This is a genomic window from Streptomyces sp. NPDC019443 (assembly GCF_044389785.1).
In the GTDB taxonomy this organism is placed as follows: domain Bacteria; phylum Actinomycetota; class Actinomycetes; order Streptomycetales; family Streptomycetaceae; genus Streptomyces.
The window spans coordinates 47,565-72,505 of record NZ_JBIRYJ010000004.1 but is presented as its reverse complement, the minus strand read 5'-3'; the positions used below and the strand labels follow the sequence as shown (position 1 = coordinate 72,505).

The following is a 24,941-nucleotide window of genomic DNA, read 5'->3' as shown; positions in this document are numbered from 1 at the left end:
CAGGGGCTTCCCGGGGCGGCGGATACCCTAGGAGGGTGACGTTCCCGGTAGTCGGCATGGTCGGCGGCGGTCAGCTCGCCCGTATGACCCACGAGGCGGGTATCCCCCTCGGCATCAGATTCAAGCTCCTCAGTGACACCCCGCAGGACTCCGCGGCCCAGGTGGTCAGCGATGTCGTCATAGGCGACTATCGCGACCTGGACACGCTGCGTGAGTTCGCGCGGGGCTGCGATGTGCTCACTTTCGATCATGAGCACGTCCCGATCGCGCACCTGCGGGCGCTGGAGGCGGACGGCATCCCCGTCCGTCCCGGGCCCGACGCCCTGGTGCACGCGCAGGACAAGGGCGTGATGCGCGCGAAGCTCGACGAGCTCGGCGCACCCTGCCCGCGCCACCGCATCGTGGCGGACCCCGCCGATGTGTCGGCGTTCGCCGATGAGGTCGGAGGCTTCCCCGTCATCCTCAAGACGGTGCGCGGCGGCTACGACGGCAAGGGCGTCTGGTTCGTCCGCACGCAAGAGGACGCCGAGGCCCCCTTCAAGGCCGGCGTCCCCGTCCTCGCCGAGGAGAAGGTCGACTTCACCCGCGAGCTGGCGGCGAACATCGTCCGCTCCCCGCACGGCCAGGCCGTCGCCTATCCCGTCGTCGAGTCCCGGCAGGTCGACGGCGTCTGCGACACGGTGATCGCGCCCGCGCCCGGTCTGGACGAGGAGCTGGCCGGCCAGGCCCAGGAGCTTGCCCTGCGCATCGCGAAGGAGCTCGGCGTCGTCGGCCACCTCGCGGTCGAGCTTTTCGAGACGACCGACGGCCGCATCCTGGTCAACGAGCTCGCCATGCGCCCGCACAACTCCGGCCACTGGACCCAGGACGGCGCGATCACCTCGCAGTTCGCCAACCATGTCCGCGCCGTCCTCGACCTCCCGCTCGGCGACCCGCGCCCGCGCGGCACCTGGACGGTCATGGCGAACGTCCTCGGCGGCGACTACCCCGACATGTATCAGGCGTATCTGCACTGCATGGCCCGCGACCCCCAGCTCAAGATCCACATGTACGGCAAGGACGTGAAGCCCGGCCGCAAGGTCGGCCATGTCAACACTTACGGCGACGACCTGGAGGACGTGCTGGAGCGCGCCCGTCACGCCGCCGGCTACCTGCGAGGGACGATCGTTGAGTAACCCACTGGTCGGCATCGTCATGGGCTCGGACTCCGACTGGCCCGTCATGGAGGCCGCGGCGCAGGCTCTTGACGAGTTCGAGATCCGGTACGAGGTCGATGTCGTCTCCGCGCACCGGATGCCGCGCGAAATGATCGCCTACGGAGAGGAGGCCGCGGACCGCGGTCTCAAGGCGATCATCGCGGGCGCCGGGGGAGCGGCCCATCTGCCGGGCATGCTCGCCTCCGTCACCCCGCTCCCGGTCATCGGCGTCCCGGTACCGCTGAAGTACCTCGACGGGATGGACTCGCTGCTGTCCATCGTGCAGATGCCGGCGGGCGTGCCGGTCGCCACGGTCTCGGTCGCCGGAGCCCGTAACGCGGGCCTGCTCGCGGCCCGCATCCTGGCCACGCAGGACAGTGAACTCCTCGCCCGTATGCGGGAGTTCCAGCAGGAGCTGAACGACCAGGCGACGGAGAAGGGCAAGCGGCTGCGTACGAAGGTCGAAGGTGCGGGGGCCTTCGGCTTCGGGAAGTAACACAACCATGGACTTTCTCAGCCGGGCACGGGAACTCCTCGCCGAACACCCCGTCGTCGACGGGCACAACGACCTGCCGTGGGCGCTGCGCGAACACGTCCGCTACGACCTGAACCGTATGGACATCGCCGCCGACCAGAGAGGCCGGCTGCATACGGACATCCCGCGGCTGCGCGCCGGCGGCGTCGGCGCGCAGTTCTGGTCCGTGTACGTACGCAGCGACATGGCCGGGGACGACGCGGTCAGCGCGACCCTGGAGCAGGTCGACGGGGTGCGCCAGCTGCTGGAGCGCTATCCGGCCGACCTGGCCACCGCACTGACGGCGGACGACATGGAGAAGGCGCGCGGCGAGAGCCGGATCGCCTCGCTCATGGGCGCCGAGGGCGGGCACTCCATCAACAACTCGCTCGCCACGCTGCGGGCGCTGTACGCGCTGGGCGTGCGCTATATGACGCTCACCCACAACGACAACGTCCCGTGGGCGGACTCGGCGACCGATGCTCCCGGGGTCGGCGGCCTCTCGGACTTCGGTCACGAGGTCGTACGGGAGATGAACCGCACCGGCATGCTGGTCGACCTCTCCCACGTGGCCGCGTCCACGATGCGCGACGCGCTCGCCACGTCGGCCGCCCCGGTCGTCTTCTCGCACTCCTCGTCCCGGGCGATCTGCGACCACGTACGCAACATCCCCGACGATGTGCTGGCGCTGCTGCCCGCGAACGGCGGCGTCGCGATGGTCACGTTCGTGCCGAAGTTCATCCTCCCGCAGGCCGTCGCCTGGACCCAGGCGGCCGACGAGAACATGCAGACGCACGGCTTCCACCCCCTGGACACGACGCCCGCCGCGATGCGGATCCACGCGGCCTTCGAGGAGGCGCACCCCCGCCCGGTGGCCACCGCCGCGACGGTCGCGGACCACCTCGACCATATGCGCGAGGTCGCCGGCGTCGACCACATCGGCATCGGCGGCGACTTCGACGGCACCGCCTTCACCCCGGCCGGCCTGGACGACGTCGCGGGCTATCCCAACCTGATCGCGGAGCTGCTGCGGCGTGGCTGGTCGGCGTCCGACCTGGCGAAGCTCACCTGGCAGAACGCGGTGCGCACACTACGCGCGGCGGAGGACGTCGCCCGCGATCTGCAGACGCGGCGCGGCCCGTCGAACGCGACGATCGAGCAGCTCGACGGCTGAGTGCGGTCCGCTCGACGGGTGAGTGCGGTCCGGGGGCCCGGGGTCAGGTCTCGTACCCCGAACGCACCACCCACCGTGAACCCTCGGCACTCCCGTGCCACGGTGGCTCTACGGCACGGTCGTTCGAAGCTCGGAGCACCCGCCATGGCAGATCTGCAGGACGAACCCCAAACCGCCACCGCCGCGGTCGGCAAATTCGGCGACTTCGGCGACCTCGACGCCCTCGGCGACCTCGACTCCCTGGCGCTGCCCCGCACCGGGGCGTCGGTCGAGCCGGTCGCCGGGAGCCTGGAGCGGGCACGGGAACTGCTTGCCGCGCACCCCATAGCCGACGGTCTCAGCGGTCTGGCCCAGGCGCTCAGGGACACCCCGTCGCACGACATCGAACACGGCGAGCGGACGCTGGAGACGGACATACCCCGGCTGCGGGACGGCGGCGTCGGCGCGCAGTTCTGGTCCCTGCATACCCCGTCCGGGATCACCGGTGACGGCACGCTGACCGCGACGATGGAACAGCTCGACCTGGTCCGCTCGCTGGTGGCCGGCTATCCCGAAAGCATGCGCCTGGCGCTGAGCGTCGACGACCTCGCCGACGCGCGCAACTGCGGCCGCATAGCCGTGCTGCTCGGCCCGGTGGCGGGCCCGGCCCTGGGCGACTCGCTCGGCACGCTGCGCGCGTACCACGCACTGGGCGTCCGCAGCCTGACCCTCGCGGGCACCCGCTGGACCCAGCGCACCGGCCTGACCTCCTTCGGCCATGAGGTCGTCCGCGAGATGAACCGCCTGGGCATCGTCGTCGACCTCTCCGGCTGCACGCCCGAGACGATGCACCGGGCGCTGAAGGTGGCCCAGGCGCCGGTCGTCATCTCGCACCACCCGGAACGGGTCCCGGACGACGTACTGCGCCAGCTCCGCGCCAACCGCGGCGTCTGCATGGTTCCTTGCACGGCCGCCTCCCTCCGCGAAACGGCGGACCACCTGGACCATGTCCGTGACGCGGTGGGCCCGGAGTCGGTAGCCCTCACCGGCGCTTACGACACGGGTGCCCACCACGCCCCCGACCTGGCGGACGTGTCCTGCTTCCCCCGCCTGATCGCCGAACTCCTGGACCGCTCCTGGCCCGAACCGGACATCGACGCGCTGACCTGGGGGAACGTATACCGGGTCGTGAGGGACACGGATTTCGTGGCCAGGGCGATGCAGGACCGCAGGTCGGCGTCGACGGCACGGGTGACGACGCTGGACGACATGTAAGGGCTTGGGGCCTGGCCCCGCTCAGCACGCGCAGAGGCAGAACGGATGCCCCGCCGGGTCCGCGTACACCCGCCAGGACCGGCCCCTGTCGTCCGCGTCCAGCGGCTTCGCGCCCAGTGCCAGCGCTCCCTCCTCCGCCGCGTCCAGGTCCTCCACCGTCAGGTCCAGGTGGAACTGCTGCGACGCGTCGGGTGCCGGCCACTTCGGCGGTACGAAGCCCGGCGCCGCCTGGAACGCCAGCGGGGTGCCCGGGGTGCCCGTCAGGGAGACCCAGCCGTCGCCGTCGGATTCGATGTCACCGCCCAGCAGCCCGGCGTAGAAGCGGCCGAGCGCGACAGGGTCGGGACAGTCCAGCACCACAGTCCCCAGCGTGGCGATGGCCATGGTCAGCTCCTCCGGTCGGGTTCCCGGTGCAATGCCGCAACCGGTAACGGTTACCCCATGCTCCCGCATCAGAGGTAACGTCGCAACCATGAATGACAGGGGACCCGCGCCCGGTGGCCTCGCGCTGGTCGAGGCCCTGGTGAACACGCTGAACATAGAGAACGGCGCCGACTTGCTCGACACCGCCGAGGGCCGCGCCGCCTTCGGTCTCGCCGAGCGCGACGTCCCCGCCGCCCGGGAGCTCCGCGAGGCCCTGCGCGGAGCCTGCCTCGCGCACGCCGGGCACCGATCACCGGCCCGCTCGCCCGCCGCGCTCGACCGGCTCCTGGCCGGGGCCCCGCTGTATGTCACCGTCGCCGAGGACGGCGCCGCGGCACTGCGCCCCGCGGCCTCGGACGGTCCGCTCGTCTCCCGTATCGCAGAGGCCATCGCAGCCGCGGCCGCCGACGGGACATGGGCGCGCCTCAAGGCATGCGAGGCCGAGGACTGCCACTGGGCGTACTACGACCGCAGCCCGGCCGGCCGCAGCCGCTGGTGCTCGATGGCGGTATGCGGCGCCCGCGCGAAGATGCGCACGTACCGCGCCCGCCGCACGGCGACAGGCTGACGGACCCTCAGGCCCGCGGCCGCGTCGCAAACGGCGAAGGCCCAGGCCCGCGGCCGCGTCGCGAACGGCGAAGGCCGGCCGCCGCGTCGCGAACCGCGAAGCTCAGGCCCGCGGCCGCCCCATCGCCCGGTACGTCCAGCCCGCCTCGCGCCACTTCCCGCCGTCCAGCGCGTTCCTGCCGTCAAGCACTATCCGGCTCGTCGCGACCTCGCCCAGCGCCGCCGGGTCCAGCTCGCGGAACTCGCGCCACTCCGTCAGGTGCAGCACCACATCCGCGCCCCGCACCGCCTCCAGCGCCGAATCCGCATACCCCAGCGTCGGGAACAGCCGCCGTGCGTTCTCCATGCCCTTGGGGTCGTACACCGTGACCTGGCCGCCCTGCAGATGGATCTGGCCCGCCACATTCAGCGCCGGCGAATCGCGTACGTCGTCCGAGTCCGGCTTGAACGTCGCGCCCAGCACGGCCACCCGCTTCCCCAGGAAGGAGCCGCCGCCCACCGCGTCCCGCGCCAGCTCCACCATGTGCCCGCGCCGTCGCATATTGATCGAGTCGACCTCGCGCAGGAACGTCAGCGCCTGGTCCACGCCCAGCTCACCGGCCCGCGCCATGAACGCCCGGATGTCCTTCGGCAGGCAGCCGCCCCCGAAGCCGACGCCCGCCCGCAGGAACTTCTTCCCGATGCGCTCGTCGTGCCCGATCGCCTCCGCCAGCTTCACCACATCGCCGTCCGCGGCCTCGCAGATCTCGGCCATGGCGTTGATGAACGAGATCTTGGTCGCCAGGAAGGAATTCGCCGCGGTCTTCACCAACTCCGCCGTCGGGTAGTCCGTCACCACGAACGGCGACCCCTCCCCGACGGGCGTCGCGTACACCTCGCGCAGCAGCTTCTCGGCCCGCTCGCTGGTGACGCCCACTACGACCCGGTCCGGGTGCAGCGTGTCCTGCACGGCGAAGCCCTCCCGCAGGAACTCCGGGTTCCAGGCCAGTTCCACGTCCCCCGGGGCCTTCTCGGCGAGCAGTTCGGCCAGCCTCTGCGCCGAGCCGACCGGGACGGTCGACTTGCCGACGACGAGCGCGGTCCGCGTCAGTACCGGCGCCAGCGACTCGAAGGCGGAATCGACGTACGACATGTCGCAGGCGTACTCCCCGTGCTTCTGCGGGGTGTTCACGCAGACGAAGTGCACGTCGCCGAACTCCCCGATCTCCTCCCAGGAGGTCGTGAAGCGCAGCCGCCCGCTCGATCCCTCGATCCCCGCGACATGCTTGGCGAGCAGCTCTTCCAGTCCCGGCTCGTACATCGGGACCCTGCCCGCCGACAGCATCTCGATCTTCTCGGGCACGACGTCGAGTCCGAGCACCTCGAAGCCCAGCTCCGCCATGGCCGCGGCGTGCGTGGCGCCGAGATATCCGGTGCCGATCACGGTGATCTTGAGGGCCATGCGGTGCTCCAGGGAAGTGCGGGCTCGGAATGCGAGCCCGAGCATAGCCGTGCCCCCACGGGGCACGTTTCCCCCTGTCACACGCGCTGTCGCCAAGGTCACGTATGCCTGGCTGTAGCAGCCCTATAAAATTAGGTTACTTAACGGTAGTTAGCGTTCCTTGGGGAGTGAGAGACCTTGGCAGGATCGACCGGTAACTCGGCATTTGACCTGTACCGCCCGTCCGAAGAGCACGACATGCTCCGCGACGCCATCCGCTCCCTCGCCGAGGCAAAGATCGCTCCGTTCGCCGCCGAGGTCGACGAGCAGGCCCGCTTCCCGCAGGAGGCTCTCGACGCGCTGGTCTCCGCCGACCTGCACGCGGTCCACGTGCCCGAGTCCTATGGCGGCGCGGGCGCCGACGCGTTGGCCACCGTCATCGTCATCGAAGAGGTCGCGCGCGTCTGCGCCTCCTCCTCCCTGATCCCGGCCGTGAACAAGCTCGGCTCGCTCCCGGTGATCCTCTCCGGCTCCGAGGACCTGAAGAAGAATTACCTGGGTCCGCTCGCCAATGGCGACGGGATGTTCTCGTACTGCCTCTCCGAGCCGGACGCCGGCTCCGACGCGGCCGGTATGAAGACCAAGGCCGTGCGCGACGGCGATCACTACATACTCAACGGCGTGAAGCGCTGGATCACCAACGCCGGCGTCTCCGAGTACTACACGGTGATGGCCGTCACCGACCCGACCAAGCGTTCCAAGGGCATCAGCGCCTTCGTCGTCGAGAAGTCCGACGAGGGCGTCTCCTTCGGCGCCCCGGAGAAGAAGCTCGGCATCAAGGGTTCCCCGACCCGGGAGGTCTACCTCGACAACGTCCGCATCCCCGCCGACCGCATGATCGGCGAGGAGGGCACCGGCTTCGCGACCGCCATGAAGACCCTGGACCACACCCGCATCACGATCGCGGCCCAGGCCCTCGGCATCGCCCAGGGCGCTCTCGACTACGCCAAGGGCTACGTCCAGGAGCGCAAGCAGTTCGGCAAGCCGATCGCCGACTTCCAGGGCATCCAGTTCATGCTCGCCGACATGGCGATGAAGCTGGAGGCCGCCCGCCAGCTCACCTACGCAGCGGCTGCCAAGTCCGAGCGCGTCGACAGCGACCTCACCTTCTTCGGCGCGGCCGCCAAGTGCTACGCCTCGGACGCCGCCATGGAGATCACCACGGACGCGGTCCAGCTGCTCGGCGGCTACGGCTACACCCGTGACTACCCCGTCGAGCGCATGATGCGCGACGCCAAGATCACCCAGATCTACGAGGGCACGAACCAGGTCCAGCGGATCGTCATGGCCCGCAACCTGCCGTAAAGCGTCCATTCGCGGTACGTGACGAGGCACCCCCGCTCGCTGGGGGTGCCTCCCGTCGTTGAGGGCTGGCCAGGGTCAGTGGTTCGGGCTCAGACGCGATTCGATCAACTGCGCCGAAGGTAACCGGCTCCTGGACCCGTAAGCCAACCCAGGTGGTCCACCAACCGCGCCACCGCTCTGGAATCGCGCAGGATGACGCCGATCTCGACGTTGTCGCTCAGGGCCCGGCTGGTGAGGTTCGCGCTGCCCAGCAGGGCGATGCGGCGATCGGCGGCGATCACTTTGGCATGGAGGCTGCCCGGTGCAGAGCCGTCTGCGCGGTGCCATATCCGGACCTGCCCCTGAAGCGCGTCGAAGACCCGCGCAGCCGAGGTCGATTCCTCAAGAAGCAGGTCCACGCGCACCCCGCGGCCGACGGCCGCGCGGAGTTCCGTGATGATCTCCGAGATGTCGTAGGCGGCGAAGCTGGCTATGAGGAGCGCGTCGCTGGCCGAACGTATGACGTCGATGGCGATGCCACTGGTGAGGCGGACAGGAATCGCTGGGCTCGTAGGGCCGCTCACGACGAGCTCCGCGGATGGTTCCCATCCCTGCTCGCAGGCCTCGGCTGTCGCAAGGGACAGAGCGATGGCCGTTCCCGGCAGTCCGGGCGCCTCGTCCTGCCACGCTGCCCTCACCGCGCCCAGTTGCGAGGACAGACCAGCTGCCGGGTGAGCAGCGGCCCATCGGTCGAGCAGCGGGTCTGCTGGGCCGTCGGCCATGTCCAGGTGGTGCTGTAGGTCGGCCAGGCGCTCAGCAGGCAGGCGCCTGCTCAGCGCGGCAAGCAAGGCAGGCAACCCGGGCAGTCGGCCGGTCATGACAGGAAGGCACCGAGATCCCCGGCCAGGGTCTCGACGAGGAGCGCCCGGTCGAGGTAGTGGTTGCCCCGTTCGCACGAGGTCTCGGCTGCGAAGAGACAGGCGTGGCATGCGGCCCCGTGCAGGCGGCCGTGGACCCGGGGGTCGTGTTCCGAACACATGGGGTCGGAGCTGCAGAGCCGTGCCTCTTCCAGGGCCTGATCGATGACGGGCCCGAGCCGGTCCCGATGGCCGAGGGAGACCAACCCTCCCAGAGTGCCTTCGCTGTCCGGCGCCGCGGTGTACAGGAGGATGCCGGCCATAGGACTCTCCCCGGAGCGGGCGTAGACGCGCTCCGCGATCCCGGAGGCGCCGTAGCCGCATTCGAGGGCGAAACTGCGGATCAGGACGTGTGCGAGCGTGTGCAGGAGCACGTAGCGTATGCCGGGCCACTGGGGCTCGATCCCGCGCGCCTGGCACCACGTCACATGCGCTGCCTTGAGCACCTTCTCGCGGGTGACGACCTCGGGACGCTTCTCCCAGTCGGCGAGGCGTTCCTCGCGGAAGGCCAGGAACACGCCTTCACCCCGCAGTTCGGCGCACGGCACCCAGACCGGCGATTCCTTTGTGAGAGGCGCGGCCTGGGCTGTCGGTTCGTCGTCCTGCGGCATCCATTCCGGAGCGTCGATCCGGGTGAAGCCGGTGAGGGCGGACACTTCACGCAGACGGTGAACGAGAATCACCCGCTCCAGCCATTGGGCGGCGGTGCTGGGGACCGCCACGGGCTCGGTGGTGAAGTCCGGCAGGTTGTACTGACGGGGCGCGGTGAAGGCCTCCCATTCGGGGGTTGCCAGGTCGAAGCCCTCGTCGTCTGACGAAGGGGCGGATGAGGCCGACTGGGAGAAGGCAGCGGCTTCGTCGGTGACTGCCTTCCATACCTTGTCCGCTCCATAGGCTTCGAGTTCGGGCCAGCAGGCCTGCGTGGGCAGCAGTACCTTGGCCGCTTCCGCGGGGATGGCGGCCAGGGGGCTCAATGACTTCCAGTGCTCACGCACGGCCTGGGTCAGCGGTTCCTCGGCCTTGGGCAGGCTGAACACCCTGAGTTGGGAAGCGAACCAGCTGTTGGTGGCGCCCAGCGCGATGGTGCGGACCTTCTCGCCGCAGGTGTCGAAGGTACCGAGGTGGGGGTGGTGTCCTCGGCAGGCGGGCAGTTCTCGTTCACCCCGCTTGCCCATGGCCTCCGCCATCGAACGGTCGGCCACGTTCGGGCACGAGCACTGAACGAAGATGTTGGCGGCCTCACCAGTGGTGCCGCGTTCGACCAGGCTGAGGGTGCAGTCGGCTGCGGCGGCGGCACCTCGGTGGACGAAGTACTGCCAGGGAAAGTCGTCCATGTGACCGGCGGGGCAGGCGATAAGGAAACGGGCGGGGACGGCGGTCGGCCGACGGCCGCCGGCACCGAAGCAGGTGTGCACATAGCGCGTGTTCTCGGGCCGGAAGTAGTGCTCTTCGAGCTCGAACAGTCCTGACGACGCCGGAGACAGCTGGTTGCACTGCTCGCGGGAACAGCGCAGCCAGCGCGGGAACAGCGCCACTGGAACGCCGACCCTGGTCCACTCCCCGAACGGATCCGACGTCTCCTGCATCTGAGGCGGCATGCGCAGGGTGGTGACCTGTGGACCCAGCCGTCTGCGCACGGCGGCGAGCAGACGGTCCTCGGTCAGCGGGGTGGCCCTCACCAGGTCCCAGTGGTCGAGACCCAGCACCATGGTGGAGAGATTGGGCAGATCCGCTACCGATCCCACTCCGTACGTGTGCAGCAGCTGACTCGGACGCAGCTCACCCACTCGCAGAGGTCCGTTGGACGGTGTGCTCACGGCTGCTCCCAGAGGGTGTCGGAGGTGTCGTCTTCGATCTGGGGGCGGGGCACGAACGGCGGCTCGGTGACGGGGTCCTGCCCGACGTCACCCACGAACATCAGCTGGACAGGCGGCTCCACTTCGCGCAGAGAGGTGGGACAGGTCATCAGCCGCCACCCGGCTCCGTCGGGCTTCTTCAGCAGCGGGGTGACATCGCCCTGGCGGGCTGCGGTGCTGTAGCCGAGCACCGCGCCGGGTGCCTTGCGGCGGAGATCCCAGTGGTCGAGACGTTGCTTGAGGCGGGTGACGAGTTCGGCTCCGGCATGCTTGTCGTCGGTGACGTCCTCAGCGCGACGCTGGAGGGAGCGCACGACGTGGTCGGCGAGTTCGCCCCGGATGTCGAAGAACTGGGCTCCCCGATTGCCGTTGTACTGCTGCTTGAGGTTGCGGACGAGTGAGGCCAGCACTCCGGTGAGTCCCCGGTCCAGGGCACGATCCGCGAACGGCGTCACGGACAGGGCTTCCACGTGCTGATACACGGTGGCGTGGAAGGACTCGAAGGTCTCGTAGTGGGAGAGGTCCCGTGGGCGCGCCCAGTTGAGGACGGTGAAGACGAGCCCGGGGGCCCGCCGGCCCACGCGGCTGGTGGCCTGGATGTACTCGGCGGTCGACTTGGGCTGGTTGTTGACCACCATCGCGCCGAGCCGGGAGACGTCCACGCCGACGGCGATCATGTTGGTGGCCAGCAGGACGTCGATGGGACGGGCCGTGCCCTTCTTCCTCGTCCCGGTGAAGGCAAGTTCGAGTTTCTCCAGGATGCCGGGGATGGCTTCAGAGGACATGCGGGAGGTGAGCTCGGCCGGTTCGCCGATATAACGGACGGCGAGGTCGCGCCGGTCGGCGCGGGTCAGCCTGGTGGAGATGTCATCCTCCACCAGGCGGCGCATGCCACCCAGGTCGCGGAGGCTGTTGAAGTATCCGACCAGCGTCATGTACGGGTCGGTGAGCTCGGTGCGTCCGTAGCGCTGGTGGAGCAGTTCGGCGGCGGCGAGCTGGGCGACGTACACCCGGATGGCCACGGATTTGGTCCGTACTCCCTGTGCGCAGATGCCGACGTACCGGCGGCCGGGCTTGTCCTTGGTGTCCCGGCGGCGGGCGAAGAAATTGTCGTCCGCGGTGAGCCCTGGGGGAGGGAAGACCGCGGTCCCGCGGCTGAACAGGTCCTTGATCTGCCGTTCGGCTCGTCGCACGGTGGCGGTGGAGGCGATCACCTTGGGGTGTACCGTGCGCCCCGGTTCGATGTCCCAGCACGCCAGCCGGTCGATGGCGGCCTCGTAGAGCCCGGTCAAGGAGCCGAGGGGACCTGAGATCAGGTGCAGCTCGTCCTGGACGATGAGGTCCGGCGGGCGCACACGGGGCACCTCGACCGTCGTCGCCGCCGGATGGCCCCCGTGGGCCGGGTGGCTGTGGCGTTCCCACTCACTGTCGACAGCGTCGGCTGTGACGTACCCGTGGCGGGTACAGCGCTTGGAGACCTGGCCGAACAGGGTCTGGGTCTCGCCCTTCCAGGGAAGCTGGGCGAATTTGTCGACGGTGGCGATGACCAGGCTGGGCGGCAGGCGGTAGATCTCCTCGTCGACGACCAGCACCGGGAGTCCCCGCTCGTCGGCGGGCAGACCGAAGGACCCTTCGCCGAACGGACACGCAAAGACGTCCGGGCACGTAATGATCGTCCGACGCAGGGTCGGGTCGACGGTGATGTCCCGGCCGGCGTCGAGCTTGCTGCCGCACCAGGGGCAGCTGGTCAGCTGGTGGGGCGATCCGGAGCGGCTGCGTCGGCCCCGGCCCTTCTCCTTGCGGCGGTCCTTGAGCCAGGTGCTCGCCTGGTCGGTGTTGTTCGGTGTGACACCGCCGCCCACCCACAGGCCGATACGGAACGGAGCGGTGCCCCACAGCGCGGGATTGCCCCTGCGGATCGTTTCGCACGCGCAGATGAGGGCCGCGGCACGCTGGAACTGCTGGATCGTGAGCAGCCGCAGTGTGTAGCGCATCAGAACGGCCACGCCGTGCTCGGCGTCCAGACCGCCGAGAGCGGGCAGTCGGCGCCGTATCGCCAGAGTGAAAGCCGTGAGCCCGAGGTAGGCCTCGGTCTTGCCGCCGCCGGTCGGAAACCACAGCAGATCGGCGAGAGCCTCTCCGTTGTCGGCGCGCTCGGAGTGGGAGGGGTCGGCCAGCGACGGCAGGTTGAGCAGGAGGAAGGCCAGCTGGAACGGGCGCCAGCTGCGATTCTTGGGGACGTCGTTCGCGAGGACCGCCGCGTCGAGCGGAAGATCCGGGTCGCGACGACGGTCGGCCGCGGCCATCGTGTGGATGCGCTGCTGCCACATCGCGCGGTTGGCGAATCGAAACGCGTCCAGCGCCGGACCTTCGTCGAGCAGACGGATGCCTGCTTCGATCCGGTCGGCGGCCTCCACCGCACGGGTGAGGTTGTCGCGGGCCTCCCGCTCATACCCTTCGAGCCGGGCCCGCGGGTCGCCGATGCCCTGCCGGGTGCGCTCGATCCAGGCGCGGTAGCCGTCCACGAGGGGCAGCAGTGCTGCACGCAGCGCGTCCGGGGGGAGCTCGGCGAGAACCTGCATGTCGAGTACGAGGCCGCGCAGTTCGACCAGGTCCTGGTCGTGACGTCCGAGCGGGTCGGGCACGTCGGTGTGCGGGATCTCGTACGTCGGCGCAGAGGCCGTGGTGATCAGGACGGCCCGCATGGGGTCGGCGGGACTTGCCTTCGCCTGGACTCCGGTGCCGTGACCGACCGCGAATTCGGGCAGGAAGCGGTAGCCCATGGCGAGCGACCGCCGCTCCGCCTGCTCCACGGGGTCACCGACGGACCTGGTCGTGGTACGGCGGGGCAGAAAGGGCGCGGTCTCCTGTGGCCCGCTGACCGACAGCTCCGCTTGGAAGAGCCAGTTGCGTGAACCGCCCTCGACGTCCTGCGCGTTGACGAGGAAGAGGGAGACGAGGCGGTCACCCTCATGCGTCCGGGCCCGGCCGCGCACCACCACTCCGGGGAACTCCTTGGGCAGCACCTGCTGTGCCTCGATCACACCGTCCGCGAGCAGCTTGACGGTGACCGTCTTCTCGTACGTGGTCCGGTGCCAGACGGACCGGTGGTACTCCGGGTCCTTGGAGTGACCTGGTGTGTACCGGGCCCAGGAGCAGTGGACGCGCAGCTCGTCCACGCCTCCGTCAACCCGGAAGGTCAGTCCTAGGCTGGACGGCTGCAGGCTGGGCACATTGGGCGAGTCGGGGTCCGGGTCACCCTCCTCCGTGTCCGGCACCGCGGCGAGGGTCGTCTCGTCGAACTGGTCCGGCTCGACGGGAAGGCCGACGAGACTCGTCCGCCCGCCCTCGTCAGCGGTGCCCCCGGGAGCCAGACGGCCGATGATGTAGTGCTCGGCGGGGTTGCCCCGGAGCTCCTCTTCCGGACCCCCGATCGGGCCGAGCAAGTCCCTGACGACAAGCTCCGCGAGCTCGTCGCGGAGCTGCTGCGGGGTGGGCGCGTCGAGGACGGGTCCGGTGCTGTCACTGCCGGACCCGGGCGAAGGTGTGTGTCGCTGGCTCACGTTGCTCACGATAGGCCCGCCCACTGACAGCGCAGGTGAGTTGGGCCGGAAATCGATCACCGGCTGTCGGCTGTCGGAGGCCGCCGATACTCTGTGCCACCGGTCGGAGCACAGGGCGACGGGGGTGTGGATGAACGAGCGTCCGGCAACAGGCGGTTCCCACCGCGCGTGGCACTACGGCGTGCCGCTGCCGGGGTACACCGACGAGGGGGCCGAGTCGGCCGACCCCGCTCCCGCCGCGCTTCCGCACCCCACCCAGCCGCTCGACGCGGCGGATCCGGTGACCGCGCCGTGGCTGGAGCCCGTGGAGATGGGCGACCACAACCACAAGGGCGATTTCGGCGAGCAGTTCGTCCGGGCGCTGGCGACAGCGGCGAACCTCAATGTGTCCAACTCCCGCGACCGCCTCGGCATCGACTGGGAGCTGACCTACCCGGGGCGCGGCGGTACGAGGAGGTTCCCGCAGATTCAGGCACAGGTGAAGTGCTGGGGCAAGCCGAAGGGGTCCGGCGACTCGTGGCGCTATCCACTGCGTGTTCACAACTACAACCTGCTGTCCGGCAGGGACTATTACCATCCGCGCTTCCTCTTCCTCGTCGTCGTCCCGGAGGACTCCGATGAGTGGGTGGAAGCGACCCATGAGGGCCTGCTGCTCCGGCACGCCGCCTACTGGGCCTGCTTCCACGACCACGAGCTCACGGACAAGTCGAAAGACGACAGGTTGACGGTGTCCGTGCCGAAGGCCAACCTGCTCACGACCGGGACACTGCACGGTCTCTTCGGCCCTGAGTTCCGAGCGAAGCTGGGGGTGTCGTGATCGCGATCTCCGAAGAGGAGTTCAGCCGGGTGAAGGACCTGGCCACTGCCTCTCTGCTGCGTTATCTGCGTGGCCGTGGCTGGTCCCCGATGCGTGACTACGGACGAGGCCAGCTGTGGGTCCTGCCCGTGCCGGACGACACCGGGGAGCCGTACGAGGTGCTCGTTCCGCTGGACCGCCGGCCGCGCGACTATGCCGACCGCATGGCCGACCTCGTGGAGACCCTGTCGACGGTGGAGGCCCGCCGCCCCGCCGACGTGCTGCGTGAGATGTCGCTCCCGTCAGCCGACTGGCAGTTCCTCCGACTCACCCCACCTGGCCCGTCCGGCACCGCGCCGCTCACCGAAGTGGTGCCCGCCCTCGCGGGGCTGCGTGACCTGATGACAGCGGCAGCGGCTGCCGAGGCCGCTCCCCAGCCGCAACCCGTGCAGCCCGCGCAGAAACCGCAGCGTGTCAAGGACCATGTGGCGTCTGTACGGCTGGATCAGACCCGGGTGGGCAGCTACGTCGTGGCCGTGCACACCCCACTGCCGGAGACTCCAGCCCAGGAATTACTTTTCGACGACGAACCCTTCAGAGAGCCGTTCGAGAGGCGAGTGTCACGGCGGCTGTACGCGGCGCTGATCTGCGCCCGGGAGGCCGCCGACCTCACCCTGCGGAACGACGAGCTGGCCGACTTCGCTCCCTACGTCCCGGCGGGGCTTTCGGCGAATCTCTGCGAGGCACTGGTCAAGATCGGCGGCGACGACGGACCGGGCTTCTCGTTCGACTTCACCTGGTCCGCCGACCTTCCGCTGGAGCAGCCCACCAAGCCCGTCCGGCTCGCCCGGCAACAGCTCGAAGCCCTGGACGCCGGGGCCAAGGACCTTCGCGCCCGCCTTGGGCGCCGCGACATGACACTGGTCGGCTCGGTTGTGCGGCTCCACCGCGAGCTGCCGCACGGCCCAGGGGCGGTCACCGTCGCCGGCTCCTTCGAGGACAGGGACGACGGGCGTTTACGACGGGTCAGAACCACGCTGAACCAGGATGACTACGGCAGGGCGGCCGAGGCGCACCGCCGGGGTGACGAGGTGATCGTGCGCGGCGATCTCTCGGCTTTGGGCAATGCCCCCCGGATGGAGAACAGCCGCCTGGTCGCGGTGCGCCATGTCTACGACTGAGGCCCGCCGTCACGCGGCATTCACGTTGTCGGACCCTGCCCGTACGCTGGACCGACAGGGGGGATCCTCTCCTGCTCGGGGGCTCCGAGGATGCCGGTGGCAGGCATGCGGCTCTAGGGTGGCGACGAGGACCAGAGGGGACCGACCATGGCAACCGTGCACGACGTAGCCGCGTACATCCTGATGAAGGCCGCACCGATGTCGGCCATGAAGCTGCAGAAGCTCTGCTACTTCTCCTACGGCTACCACCTTGCCTGGGAGGACCGTCCTCTCTTCGACGAGCGCTTCCAGGCCTGGGCGAACGGACCGGTCGCCCCCGAGTTGTACAGCAAGCACCGCGGCCGGTTCGAGCTTCGGCGTGGGGACATCGAGGGCGACCCCACTGAGCTGGACGAGTCCGAGCGGGAATCGATCGACATCGTGCTGGAGAACATGCGCGTGTACTCGGCGAACGAGCTGTCGGAGATGACCCATCGGACAGGCCCCTGGGTGCAGGCCCGGGAACGTGCCCAGGTGACCGACCTGGAGCGGAGCACGGAGCCGCTCCTCGACGAGGAGATCGCGGACTTCTTCGGCGCGCTGGCCGAGCAGGGCGAGCACGACGACTGATGGCCAAAGGGGGACGCGCCAAGAAGAAGATGGCCCTGCCGCCCGGCGGGCCATTACAGGGCAAGCGGCTCGGTGAAGTCCGCCGCTCTCTGCTTCCCGAGGCCGTCGCTTCGGAGGAACGGGTGTGTTGGCGGTTCAGCCACGTCGATCACGACGGTCGCTGGGGCTTCGACCGCATGGACACGGTCACGTTGTGCGAGGTGCTGACCAAACTCGCCGCCTGCGAGTCGATGACCCTCAACGAACTGCGCACGACACGCCGCTTCTTTACGGAGTACAGGGACCTGTCCCGCTTGTGCAGGGATGCCGTGGTGAGGCTTGACGAGCTCGGCTTCGGGGACAGGACGGAGATCCAGCGCCTGGAGTTCACCGGCAAGCAGCGCCTGTACGGCTTTCTGGTGGGCAACGTCTTCAACGTCCTGTGGTGGGACCCGGAGCACGAGGTGTACCCGTCGAGGCTCAAGCACACCTGACCGGGCCACATCGCTCTTTCGAGGGGGAGCACGGATGTCCGACGAACCTGAGCCCGTCCCGCCGGCCGAGGCGGTGCGGAAGCTGCTCGGTGCGCTGGCGCGAGGAGTCCGCCACGACGAGGGACTGACGCGTGCCCTGGCCGACGGTCCGTGGTTGCTGGGACCAGTCCTCAGGAGGGCCACGGAGCTCGAACTGATCCGAGGACGCCAGCTCACCGACGCGGGCCGACTGGTACTCGGGGAGCCGGTGTACTGGCGCAGCCGCAGGGCTGCGGAGGCCCGACAGGAATCAGCCAACTTTGGTCGTGCGCACAGGTGTTACTGCGGATCATGCGCGGAAACAGGCTGTACCACCTTGCCGGCCCCCTACTACCCTGTGTCCCTCAGGGAGGGGCGCTGAGATCTAGTACTGCCGGTTCCGTCGGAACCGGCCCAACCGGGCCCCGCAAGAGGCCCGGGGGCAGGGCCGACCCGTGGGTGCGGCCCGTGAATCAACTTCCGCGTGACGCTGAGGTCGGGCCGGGAGGAGAAAGTAAAGGTAGATGGTCAGCGCCTCCCCTCATCTCTACCTGAAGTCCGTCCCGGCCACACGCTCGTCACGGGCCGCCGAGCGGGCGCTGCGGCAGTCGGCGGCCGCGGATGCGCGTGGTCTGCCTCCCGTGGTCACCCTCGGGCATCTGGCGCATCTCACGGGAGTGCCCTACGGCAGCCTGCGCCGCGCGGTCGAGCGCCGCGGCTTCCACTACCGGCCGCTTCACACCCCCGGTCAGGCCGACCGAGGCCCCAGAAAGCTTCTCGCTCCCGTACCCGAGCTGATGACGGCCCAGCGCTGGATCCTGCACGAGATCCTGGACGGTCTGCCCGTGCATCCCAGCGCCTTCGCGTACGTGCGGGGCCGATCCGTGGCGGAATGCGCCCGCAGGCACCTGGGCGCACACTGGCTGATCAAGATGGACATCGAGGACTTCTTCGGATCGATAGGCGAGCGCCGGATCCACCAGGCCTTCCGGACGGCCGGATACCAGCCGCTGATCTCCTACGAGCTGACACGCCTCTGCACTTGGGAGGATCGCGGGGACGTCGTCGATCCCCAGCGGGCGGACCGCTACCCCAAGATCACCGCGTACCAGCGCGGCTGGGGAGGATTCCTCCCGCAGGGCGCACCCACCAGCGGCGCGCTCGCGAATCTCGCGGTACGCCCGCTCGACGACCGGCTTGCCTGCATTGCCGCTCGCCACGGCCTCGTCTACACCCGGTACTCGGACGACATGGTCTTCTCGGGCGGCACGACCCCGTTCTCCCGAGCTGCGGCGGTTGCGCTGCTCCGGGAGCTCAGCCACACGGTGCGGGGGTTCGGCTTTACGGTCAATACCCGAAAGACCCGCATCGTCCCGCCCGGCGCCCGCAGGGCCGTGCTCGGGCTCCTCGTCGACGGGGACACCCTCCGCCTCACCCCGGATTTCAAGGCTCGGCTCCATGGACACCTGTACGGCATCGAGAAGTTCGGGATCCGGTCCCATCAACAGCACCGCGACTTCGCCTCGCTGGCGGGCATGGTCAATCACATCGACGGTTTGATCGCCTACGCCCTCGGAGCCGAGGCAGAGTGGGCTCGTCCGGTCCGTGAACGGTGGCAGGCCGCGTTGAGTGCACAGGGCTGGACGTTCGACTGACACAACAGGGCGGGGCGGAGCAACGGCATGCGCTACAAGAACGAAGCCGAGATCAAGAAGGCGCTGGGGATCGATTCCTGGAGGTATCTCTCCAAGGACAAGATGGTCAGATTCGTGGCCATGATGCCCGACATGAGCACCGAGGTGGCTCTGAAGATCGTCGAGCAGTTCCCCGCGTTCAAGGACTTCGCCAAGAACGCCGTGGACATGATGCAGAAGGCGCACGAGTCCACGCTCACGGCGAACGAGCGGAGCCAGGAGCATGTGCACCGGGCCTTCCAGGAGATCAGGGAGATCCTCCGGAGGGAACTCGACAAGGGTGACCTGACGTGGGAGCAGCGGATCTACCTCATCGAGCAGATCCAGAAGACCGGAAGGGAGCAGTCGCAGAAGGACAGCGAGAACAAGAAGTTCCTGGAGGGGGCGCTCGGGAAGGCGCTGGCCGGCGCGGGGGTGCTGGCGGCCCTGGGCGTGGCCTTCGTCGGCGGAAGAGTGATGGCCGAGAGCAAGGACGACTCTGAGGACTCCCTGGAAGCATGACCTCTGAGGATTCTGCGCTCCAAGTCGTCAGACCGGGCTGGGAATCCCGTGGGCCCGGATCCTGACCCAGTGAGCGGTGGTCACCGTCTCTTGGTCGATGTCGCCCGGGGGATGCGGCGCGGTCGCATCTCGGTCGAGGGCGTGCCGTGTGCTACCCAGGCGCGTTGCTGTTCCTCCCGCCAGACGATCGACAGCACATCGCCCGACACGGGGCGGACGAATCCCAGCCGGGCGAGGAGGTCCCGGGCTTCGGGCGGCGGGTTGCCCTCCCGGTCGGTGATCAGGGCGCTCAGGATCGGTACGTCGTCGGTGATCCTGCCCTCGGCGCGTACGAGGGTACGGAGGAGTCCAGCGGGCGGGAGTTTCGTCGCCACGGCGCCCTGTGGGCCGAACAGGTCGGCGACGGTGACCGTGCCACGACGGTGTGCCACCGTGACCAGATGGCGCCGCAGCTCCCGCAGGAGCGTGTCACCCCGCCGGACCGACTGTTCCAGAGCGGTGATCCGCTTGCCGAGCTCCCTCTGCTGGTCTTGGGCCTTCCAGGCGCGGTAGGCGACTCCGCGCTGTCTGGCCTCGCGCCACTGCTCCTCCCAGGACCGGGCCTGCTTGATCGCGTTCGTCAGCTTCCGCTGGTCCTCCTCGCCCGCGAAGTCCAGCAGGTCGTGTGCCGTGGCCAGAAGCCTCTTCATGCGCGCCGTGTCGCGCCGGATCGCCTCCTGTCGTTTGCGGTCACCGCCCTGCGGTGAACCTTGGTGCGCCGAGAAGAGCCTCCGTGTCTGCTGGGCGCACCACTCGTCCCCGGCGTGTCCGCCGGGCACGAGGCGGCCGAGTGACCTCGCGTGGTCGCGGAAGTACGGAAGGGCGTGGCCGTTGTCCCTGCGGATCAGGGCGGACAGCAGCGGTTCCGTCGGGCGGGTCGCGGCGTCCACCATGCTGAGCAGTGTCCGGCAGCGGGCGGGGGCGAAGGCGTGGAGGTCGAGCCCGGTGATCCTGGCCAGGTCGCGCCAGGTCGTGGTCTCCCGGTGCGCGGCGCAGTACTCCAGGTAGTCCCGCACGACGAAGGCAGCCTCCTGGATGGGGGTTGCCGGGGTCACGGGCCGGCGCGGGTGGCGTGCACCGTCCGCCGTGTCCTCCTGCGGTTCGGGGCGGTACGGGGCCTTCTGGCGGTAGCGCGCGACGGATGTTCCGGGTGGGACGGCCTGGTGGGCGGCCGGTGTCATCAGGCCGGCTGACGTGACCCAGCAGGTGTCGATGTCCTGCCATGTGACACGGCGTCCGGGTAACTCGGTGCCGATCTGGACGCGTCGCTGCAGCAAACCGTCGTTCCGGTTGCTGACCATGCGGAGCCGCAGGGCGTACCCGCGCCGGGCGAGGGGTTCGCGGGGCGCCGGGGTGTGCTCCCCGAGCAGCACCTCGTCGTAGCCGCCGCTGAGCGCGAAGTCCACTGCGGCGCGCGGCAGGGACGACCCGGCGTAGGGGCAGTAGAAGCGCAGCTTCAGCCCGGGGGCGGGGAGGAAGGCGTCCAGGTACGTCCAGTCGCCGTCGGTCTGCTTGGCCAGTTCGAGCCGGTGGTCGAGCCCGCACGCCTCCAGCCAGCGGCGCACCCCCCGGCGGAGATACAGGTGGTCCCCGCTGTTCTCGCCGGTGAACCGCCGCCCGCACCGGTCCCCGGGGCGGTGCGCGAAGTGGCTGACACTGCGGTGGCATATGCGCACGGTCAGGATGTTGCCGCAGCCGCCGAGCAGCGTCCCGCACCAGAAGGCGTCCGTGCCGTGGCGCCGCTTCAACAGCATGGCGTCGTCGTGCTCCTGGGGAAGGATCACCGGCTGGTCGGACGTCCGGCTGCCGAGCACGGCGACTTTCACCAGTCGGCTGTCTTCGGTGAACACGCGCCCCCCCTCGCTGTCCGTCAGCGGGCCGCGCAGTCAGTGCCGAGGCCCGGAACGACGACGAGTATGCACGGTTTCAGGCAGTGTGGGGACCGGTTTGTCGTGTTAAGGGGAGGAGTCCCGTCGGCCTGTCCTGCCGTACGCGTGAACCCTCCCGCACCGCAGGGGCAGTGTTGTGGGATCCGCAGGGTGTGGTGGCGGTGTCAGGCGGGTGGGGTGGTGTCGCCGACCAGGCGTAAAGCCGGGGGTTCGACGGCGAACTCGCTGATTTTCAGGGCTGCTTCGCGCCACTGGGCGGCGAGTCCGAGCAGGTACTCGCTGTCGTGGCGGTAGCCGGGTGGCGGGGAGTCCGGGGTGGTGGAGCAGAGCATGGTGACGGCGAAGCGGACCGCGTGCAGGGCCGAGCCGACGTGCGGGTCGACGCCGTTCTTCAGGCGGACCAGCAACTGGAGCCGGGTGGCGATGTCGACGAGCTCGTCGTAGACCTTGGCGCGTTGGTGTGCGCGGGCGGCCTCGATGTCGTCGTCCATGGTTCCTCCGGTGTGGGTGGCTGGGGCGGCCCCGGGCGAGTCAGGCGGCGTCGGTCTTGGCTTGGGCTTCGAGTCGGCAGTCGCGGCAGAGGCCTGGCTCGGGGGCGCGGAAGACGCGCTTGCAGGTGCCGGTGCAGTCCTGGATGGGGTGGATGACGTCCGGCGAGGGGAGGTTGGGGAGCGGTGGCGGGAGGAGTGCGGTGAGGCGGTGGGCGAGCAGGGCCGCCGGGTGCTTCAGGGGGTGGGGAAGGTCGGTGGTGAGGGCGTGGCGGACGGCGTCGGGGGTGGCTTCGCGTTCCAGCCAGGCGACGACGGCCGGGGCCAGGCGGCGGACGTCCCGCTCGCCGAGTACCAGGCGGGGGTGGTCACGGCGCAGGCCGGCGAGGAGGCCGGTGGCCACGCGATGCTGCTCCAGGTCAGGGGTTTGCGGCTGGGGGAGCGGCGGGCGCGGGCGCGCGGGCGGCGGCGGTACGGGGTCGGGGGCGGCCTCCGCGACGGGGGGCGGTTGGGCGGGCTCCGGGGCCAGGGGCTCTGCGGGCTCGGGTTCCGCTGCGGGAGGCGAGGGTGTGGCTTGTACCGGCGCCGGTCTGTCCGTCTCGGCCTGCGGCTCGGGTGCAGCGGCTGGGATCGTGCCGGCGCCTGGGTGGTTGTGCGAGATCGTGCGCGTGACGAGCTTGCCGCCGGGGAGGCGGACCAGCGTGCGCTCCAGGTAGCTGTGCTCCTCCAGTTCGCGCAGCGCGGCGGCGATACGGGCCTCGCTCTCCGGGAAGCGGTCGACGAGCACCTTGATGCCGACCTTCGCCCCGTCGGGCAGTGACTGGATGTGCACGGCGAGTCCGATCGCGGTGAGCGACAACTCGCCGTGCTGGGCGAGGTGGTTGCCGACGATCGTGAAGCGGCTGGTGTGGACCGACTTCACGTGGATCACACCGAAAGCGGTGACGCGTCCGGGTACACGGGACGAGGTGCGCGAGGGCGCGCTAACCTGCTGGGTATCCATCGGGAAGCCCTAACTTCCTCGGTGGTCAGGCCCTCGATCGGGATTGCAGTCCCGGCCGGGGGCCGACGCATGTCTGCGGTTGTCGCGGCGAGCATATGCCCGCCAACCCGCCCGAAATCCAGCCCGATTGGCCAAGGTCACCCGTGAGGGTGACGAGGGCGGGGTGGGGTTGGGTGGGTACTTTCCCGGTTCTTTCAAACGTTCTTGAGAGCTCTTTGCGTCGTGCGGCAGCGCGTCGCGGACAACCGGGTCGCAGGACACCGCGACCCGGTGCGACCAGTCACGGTACGAGGTCGAGCTCGGCCCAGACGGTCTTGCGGGGCACGGGTCCTGACGCGACACCCCAGCGGTCGGCGAGCGCTTCGACGATCAGCAGACCGCGCCCGGACTCGGAGTCGGCGGCCGGGGCGGTGGCGGTACCGGGACCGGGCGGGAGCCGGTCGCCACAGGTGTCGGTGACCTCGATCCGCAGCCGCTTGCCATGGTCCCGGACGGCGAGATCCAGCCGGAAGTCCCTGCCCTGGACGCGGCCGTGGAGCGTGGCGTTGGTGGCCAGCTCGGCGACGATCTGCGCGGCCGACTCGGACGGGAGCCCCCAGGTAGCTAGTTGGGCCGTGGTCAGCAGACGGGCAAGCCGGGCACCTCGGCGGGTTGGGGAGAGCAGCACGGTGAACGCGCATCTGGTGGCGGAGTGTTGGGGGCGAGCGGTTTGTTGATTCACGTCACTCAGCGTGGCTGCGTCTGCGTAGCGTGCCCAGTGACGAAGCTCTTACGTAGTGTCATTGTCCCGGGCTTGTCCAGTGCTGTCCCGGCTGTCCGGGGTGACGTGCTGGGGACAAAAGGTGTTGAGGAAGAACGGCACGCACGTCGGAAGTGGGGCACGCATGAGTATGGATGGCGAGGGTACGGAGCGTGGGGACGGCGGGGCGGACGATCCCGGCTGGGACGTCGATCCCGACGACGAGTCGGGGGTGGCGGTGGTCGCTGCGGTGGGCCGTCAGATCAAGGTCTGGCGGGAGTCGGCAGGGCTGCGGGCCGGTGAGTTCGGGGCCGCGATCGGGTACGGCGAGGACCTCATCTACAAAGTGGAGGGCGGCCGGCGCATCCCCCGTCCGGAGTTCCTGGACAGAGCGGACGAAGTGCTGGGCGCAGGTGGGAAGCTCGCGGCGATGAAGCGGGATGTGGCGGAGGTTCGGTACCCGAAGAAGGTCCGGGACTTGGCGAAGATGGAGGAGCGGGCAGTCGAGCTGCTGGCATACGGCGACCACAACCTGCATGGGCTGTTGCAGACGGACGACTATGCGCGGGCACTCTTCGAGATGCGGCAACCCGCGTATGAGCAGGACGAGATCGAACGGGCGGTTGCAGCCCGTGTTGCGAGGCGCTCCATCTTCGAGCGGTCGCCCGCCCCCGCGCTGAGCTTCGTGCAGGAAGAGGTAACGCTGCGGCGCCCACTCGGAGGCAGAATGGTGCTACACCGACAGCTCGAACGTCTCCTGGAGGTGGGGAAGTTGCGGAACGTCGCGATCCAGGTCATGCCGACCGCCCGCGAGGACCACGCCGGAATGCAGGGAGAGACGCAGGTGCTGAAGTTCGGGGACGGAACGGCGGTGGGACGCTCCGAGGGGGCATTCGCAGGCCGCGCAATCTCCGATCCGAAACAGCTCCGAATCCTTGAGCTGCGGTATGGCATGATCCGGGCCCAGGCTCTCACGCCAGGGGAGTCGCTGGCCCTCATCGAGCAAGTGCTGGGAGAAACATGATCCGCAAGGCCTCTGTCGGGGACGATTCCACGCTGGAGTGGTTCAAGAGCAGTTACAGCGACAGCAGCAACAGCAGCGAATGCGTTGAGGTGGTGAGCACCCCCGGTACGGTCCACGTCCGCGACTCCAAGGATGTGCGGGGGCCGCTGCTTGGGTTCGCGCCGGATGCGTGGGCCGACTTCGTGACCTACGCGTCCGAACGCCGACCCCTCTGAACTGCTCGCGCACCGCGTTCGGTTGATGCTGGGAGCGGGCCGCG

General features: G+C 69.3%; 23 protein-coding genes. 14 read left to right on the top strand and 9 right to left on the bottom strand.

Annotated elements, in window-relative coordinates; genetic code table 11:
- The first annotated feature begins 56 nt into the window (after nucleotides 1–56).
- From ACH492_RS14525 to ACH492_RS14510, 4 genes are all read left to right on the top strand, one after another.
- The gene (locus ACH492_RS14525; protein ID WP_398987309.1) at nucleotides 57–1,175 is read left to right on the top strand and encodes a 5-(carboxyamino)imidazole ribonucleotide synthase; all 1,119 of its coding nucleotides are present in this window, start codon (nucleotides 57–59) and stop codon (nucleotides 1,173–1,175) included.
- A gap of 19 nt (nucleotides 1,176–1,194) precedes the next feature.
- Complete coding sequence (gene purE, locus ACH492_RS14520; RefSeq protein WP_398987307.1) at nucleotides 1,195–1,692, top strand: 5-(carboxyamino)imidazole ribonucleotide mutase; 498 nt, start codon at nucleotides 1,195–1,197, stop codon at nucleotides 1,690–1,692.
- A 7-nt stretch (nucleotides 1,693–1,699) separates the two neighbouring features.
- On the top strand, nucleotides 1,700–2,884 hold the full coding sequence (locus ACH492_RS14515; RefSeq protein ID WP_398986346.1) for a dipeptidase: 1,185 nt from the start codon (nucleotides 1,700–1,702) through the stop codon (nucleotides 2,882–2,884).
- Nucleotides 2,885–3,028: 144 nt separating this feature from the next.
- A complete protein-coding gene (locus tag ACH492_RS14510) occupies nucleotides 3,029–4,138 on the top strand; it encodes a dipeptidase (protein ID WP_398986344.1) in 1,110 nt (369 codons plus the stop codon).
- Between the two features lie 21 nt (nucleotides 4,139–4,159).
- Here the strand turns inward: ACH492_RS14510 and ACH492_RS14505 are convergent, their stop codons facing one another.
- Complete coding sequence (locus ACH492_RS14505; RefSeq protein ID WP_398986342.1) at nucleotides 4,160–4,522, bottom strand: VOC family protein; 363 nt, start codon at nucleotides 4,520–4,522, stop codon at nucleotides 4,160–4,162.
- Nucleotides 4,523–4,610: 88 nt separating this feature from the next.
- Here ACH492_RS14505 and ACH492_RS14500 point away from each other — a divergent pair, with 88 nt between their 5' ends.
- Complete coding sequence (locus ACH492_RS14500) at nucleotides 4,611–5,129, top strand: CGNR zinc finger domain-containing protein (RefSeq protein ID WP_398986340.1); 519 nt, start codon at nucleotides 4,611–4,613, stop codon at nucleotides 5,127–5,129.
- Nucleotides 5,130–5,231: 102 nt separating this feature from the next.
- Here the strand turns inward: ACH492_RS14500 and ACH492_RS14495 are convergent, their stop codons facing one another.
- Entirely contained in the window at nucleotides 5,232–6,569 is a 1,338-nt protein-coding gene (locus ACH492_RS14495; protein ID WP_398986338.1) for a UDP-glucose dehydrogenase family protein, read from the bottom strand.
- A gap of 177 nt (nucleotides 6,570–6,746) precedes the next feature.
- Here ACH492_RS14495 and ACH492_RS14490 point away from each other — a divergent pair, with 177 nt between their 5' ends.
- Nucleotides 6,747–7,913 (top strand): acyl-CoA dehydrogenase family protein, encoded by a 1,167-nt coding sequence (locus tag ACH492_RS14490; RefSeq protein ID WP_398986336.1) that lies wholly within the window; start codon nucleotides 6,747–6,749, stop codon nucleotides 7,911–7,913.
- Nucleotides 7,914–8,017: 104 nt separating this feature from the next.
- Here ACH492_RS14490 and drmC read toward each other — a convergent pair whose 3' ends face one another.
- The 3 genes from drmC to drmA are packed head-to-tail and all read right to left on the bottom strand — an operon-like array spanning nucleotide 8,018 to nucleotide 14,228.
- Nucleotides 8,018–8,770: a DISARM system phospholipase D-like protein DrmC gene (gene drmC / locus ACH492_RS14485; protein ID WP_398986334.1), complete on the bottom strand. Its 753-nt coding sequence runs from the start codon at nucleotides 8,768–8,770 to the stop codon at nucleotides 8,018–8,020.
- Complete coding sequence (gene drmB / locus ACH492_RS14480) at nucleotides 8,767–10,626, bottom strand: DrmB family protein (protein WP_398986332.1); 1,860 nt, start codon at nucleotides 10,624–10,626, stop codon at nucleotides 8,767–8,769. The genes drmC and drmB overlap by 4 nt, the downstream gene beginning before the upstream one ends.
- Nucleotides 10,623–14,228, bottom strand: coding sequence for a DISARM system helicase DrmA (drmA, locus tag ACH492_RS14475; protein ID WP_398986330.1), 3,606 nt, complete (start codon nucleotides 14,226–14,228; stop codon nucleotides 10,623–10,625). Before drmA ends, drmB begins: the two co-directional genes overlap by 4 nt.
- 130 nt (nucleotides 14,229–14,358) lie before the next feature.
- Here drmA and ACH492_RS14470 point away from each other — a divergent pair, with 130 nt between their 5' ends.
- The 6 genes from ACH492_RS14470 (at nucleotide 14,359) to ACH492_RS14445 (ending at nucleotide 19,500) form a co-directional block, all read left to right on the top strand.
- Nucleotides 14,359–15,045 carry a DUF4365 domain-containing protein gene (locus ACH492_RS14470; protein WP_398986328.1) on the top strand — a complete coding sequence of 229 codons (687 nt, stop codon included), beginning with the start codon at nucleotides 14,359–14,361 and terminating at the stop codon, nucleotides 15,043–15,045.
- Nucleotides 15,042–16,205, top strand: coding sequence for a hypothetical protein (locus tag ACH492_RS14465; RefSeq protein ID WP_398986326.1), 1,164 nt, complete (start codon nucleotides 15,042–15,044; stop codon nucleotides 16,203–16,205). The genes ACH492_RS14470 and ACH492_RS14465 overlap by 4 nt, the downstream gene beginning before the upstream one ends.
- A gap of 147 nt (nucleotides 16,206–16,352) precedes the next feature.
- Nucleotides 16,353–16,814, top strand: a complete 462-nt coding sequence (locus ACH492_RS14460; RefSeq protein ID WP_398986323.1) for a Panacea domain-containing protein — start codon at nucleotides 16,353–16,355, stop codon at nucleotides 16,812–16,814.
- Complete coding sequence (locus ACH492_RS14455; RefSeq protein WP_398986321.1) at nucleotides 16,814–17,287, top strand: hypothetical protein; 474 nt, start codon at nucleotides 16,814–16,816, stop codon at nucleotides 17,285–17,287. The genes ACH492_RS14460 and ACH492_RS14455 overlap by 1 nt, the downstream gene beginning before the upstream one ends.
- Nucleotides 17,288–17,829: 542 nt before the next feature.
- Nucleotides 17,830–18,960 carry a reverse transcriptase family protein gene (locus tag ACH492_RS14450; RefSeq protein WP_398986319.1) on the top strand — a complete coding sequence of 377 codons (1,131 nt, stop codon included), beginning with the start codon at nucleotides 17,830–17,832 and terminating at the stop codon, nucleotides 18,958–18,960.
- Nucleotides 18,961–18,987: 27 nt separating this feature from the next.
- Nucleotides 18,988–19,500: a hypothetical protein gene (locus tag ACH492_RS14445; RefSeq protein ID WP_398986317.1), complete on the top strand. Its 513-nt coding sequence runs from the start codon at nucleotides 18,988–18,990 to the stop codon at nucleotides 19,498–19,500.
- 80 nt (nucleotides 19,501–19,580) lie between these two features.
- Here the strand turns inward: ACH492_RS14445 and ACH492_RS14440 are convergent, their stop codons facing one another.
- The 4 genes from ACH492_RS14440 to ACH492_RS14425 all read right to left on the bottom strand — a co-directional run bounded on the left by ACH492_RS14440 (nucleotide 19,581) and on the right by ACH492_RS14425 (nucleotide 23,640).
- Nucleotides 19,581–21,389 (bottom strand): hypothetical protein, encoded by a 1,809-nt coding sequence (locus ACH492_RS14440; protein WP_398986315.1) that lies wholly within the window; start codon nucleotides 21,387–21,389, stop codon nucleotides 19,581–19,583.
- 203 nt (nucleotides 21,390–21,592) lie between these two features.
- A complete protein-coding gene (locus ACH492_RS14435; protein WP_398986313.1) occupies nucleotides 21,593–21,919 on the bottom strand; it encodes a hypothetical protein in 327 nt (108 codons plus the stop codon).
- A gap of 40 nt (nucleotides 21,920–21,959) precedes the next feature.
- Nucleotides 21,960–22,919, bottom strand: coding sequence for a helix-turn-helix domain-containing protein (locus ACH492_RS14430; protein WP_398986311.1), 960 nt, complete (start codon nucleotides 22,917–22,919; stop codon nucleotides 21,960–21,962).
- A 280-nt stretch (nucleotides 22,920–23,199) separates the two neighbouring features.
- The gene (locus ACH492_RS14425) at nucleotides 23,200–23,640 is read right to left on the bottom strand and encodes an ATP-binding protein (RefSeq protein WP_398986309.1); all 441 of its coding nucleotides are present in this window, start codon (nucleotides 23,638–23,640) and stop codon (nucleotides 23,200–23,202) included.
- A 163-nt stretch (nucleotides 23,641–23,803) separates the two neighbouring features.
- On the opposite strand from ACH492_RS14425, the gene ACH492_RS14420 reads away from it, so the two are divergent.
- Together ACH492_RS14420 and ACH492_RS14415 are read left to right on the top strand one after the other, a co-directional pair.
- Nucleotides 23,804–24,682 (top strand): helix-turn-helix domain-containing protein, encoded by an 879-nt coding sequence (locus tag ACH492_RS14420; RefSeq protein ID WP_398987305.1) that lies wholly within the window; start codon nucleotides 23,804–23,806, stop codon nucleotides 24,680–24,682.
- Complete coding sequence (locus tag ACH492_RS14415) at nucleotides 24,679–24,897, top strand: DUF397 domain-containing protein (RefSeq protein ID WP_398986306.1); 219 nt, start codon at nucleotides 24,679–24,681, stop codon at nucleotides 24,895–24,897. Before ACH492_RS14420 ends, ACH492_RS14415 begins: the two co-directional genes overlap by 4 nt.
- Nucleotides 24,898–24,941 lie beyond the last annotated feature (44 nt).

Bases quoted from the DNA above. Each gene is read 5' to 3' on its own strand.
- ACH492_RS14525 (WP_398987309.1), top strand. From the start codon at position 57: ATGGTCGGCGGCGGTCAGCTCGCCCGTATGACCCACGAGGCGGGTATC.
- purE (WP_398987307.1), top strand. From the start codon at position 1,195: ATGGGCTCGGACTCCGACTGGCCCGTCATGGAGGCCGCGGCGCAGGCT.
- ACH492_RS14515 (WP_398986346.1), top strand. From the start codon at position 1,700: ATGGACTTTCTCAGCCGGGCACGGGAACTCCTCGCCGAACACCCCGTC.
- ACH492_RS14510 (WP_398986344.1), top strand. From the start codon at position 3,029: ATGGCAGATCTGCAGGACGAACCCCAAACCGCCACCGCCGCGGTCGGC.
- ACH492_RS14505 (WP_398986342.1), bottom strand. From the start codon at position 4,522: ATGGCCATCGCCACGCTGGGGACTGTGGTGCTGGACTGTCCCGACCCT.
- ACH492_RS14500 (WP_398986340.1), top strand. From the start codon at position 4,611: ATGAATGACAGGGGACCCGCGCCCGGTGGCCTCGCGCTGGTCGAGGCC.
- ACH492_RS14495 (WP_398986338.1), bottom strand. From the start codon at position 6,569: ATGGCCCTCAAGATCACCGTGATCGGCACCGGATATCTCGGCGCCACG.
- drmC (WP_398986334.1), bottom strand. From the start codon at position 8,770: ATGACCGGCCGACTGCCCGGGTTGCCTGCCTTGCTTGCCGCGCTGAGC.
- ACH492_RS14470 (WP_398986328.1), top strand. From the start codon at position 14,359: ATGAACGAGCGTCCGGCAACAGGCGGTTCCCACCGCGCGTGGCACTAC.
- ACH492_RS14460 (WP_398986323.1), top strand. From the start codon at position 16,353: ATGGCAACCGTGCACGACGTAGCCGCGTACATCCTGATGAAGGCCGCA.
- ACH492_RS14455 (WP_398986321.1), top strand. From the start codon at position 16,814: ATGGCCAAAGGGGGACGCGCCAAGAAGAAGATGGCCCTGCCGCCCGGC.
- ACH492_RS14450 (WP_398986319.1), top strand. From the start codon at position 17,830: ATGGTCAGCGCCTCCCCTCATCTCTACCTGAAGTCCGTCCCGGCCACA.
- ACH492_RS14445 (WP_398986317.1), top strand. From the start codon at position 18,988: ATGCGCTACAAGAACGAAGCCGAGATCAAGAAGGCGCTGGGGATCGAT.
- ACH492_RS14435 (WP_398986313.1), bottom strand. From the start codon at position 21,919: ATGGACGACGACATCGAGGCCGCCCGCGCACACCAACGCGCCAAGGTC.
- ACH492_RS14430 (WP_398986311.1), bottom strand. From the start codon at position 22,919: ATGGATACCCAGCAGGTTAGCGCGCCCTCGCGCACCTCGTCCCGTGTA.
- ACH492_RS14420 (WP_398987305.1), top strand. From the start codon at position 23,804: ATGAGTATGGATGGCGAGGGTACGGAGCGTGGGGACGGCGGGGCGGAC.
- ACH492_RS14415 (WP_398986306.1), top strand. From the start codon at position 24,679: ATGATCCGCAAGGCCTCTGTCGGGGACGATTCCACGCTGGAGTGGTTC.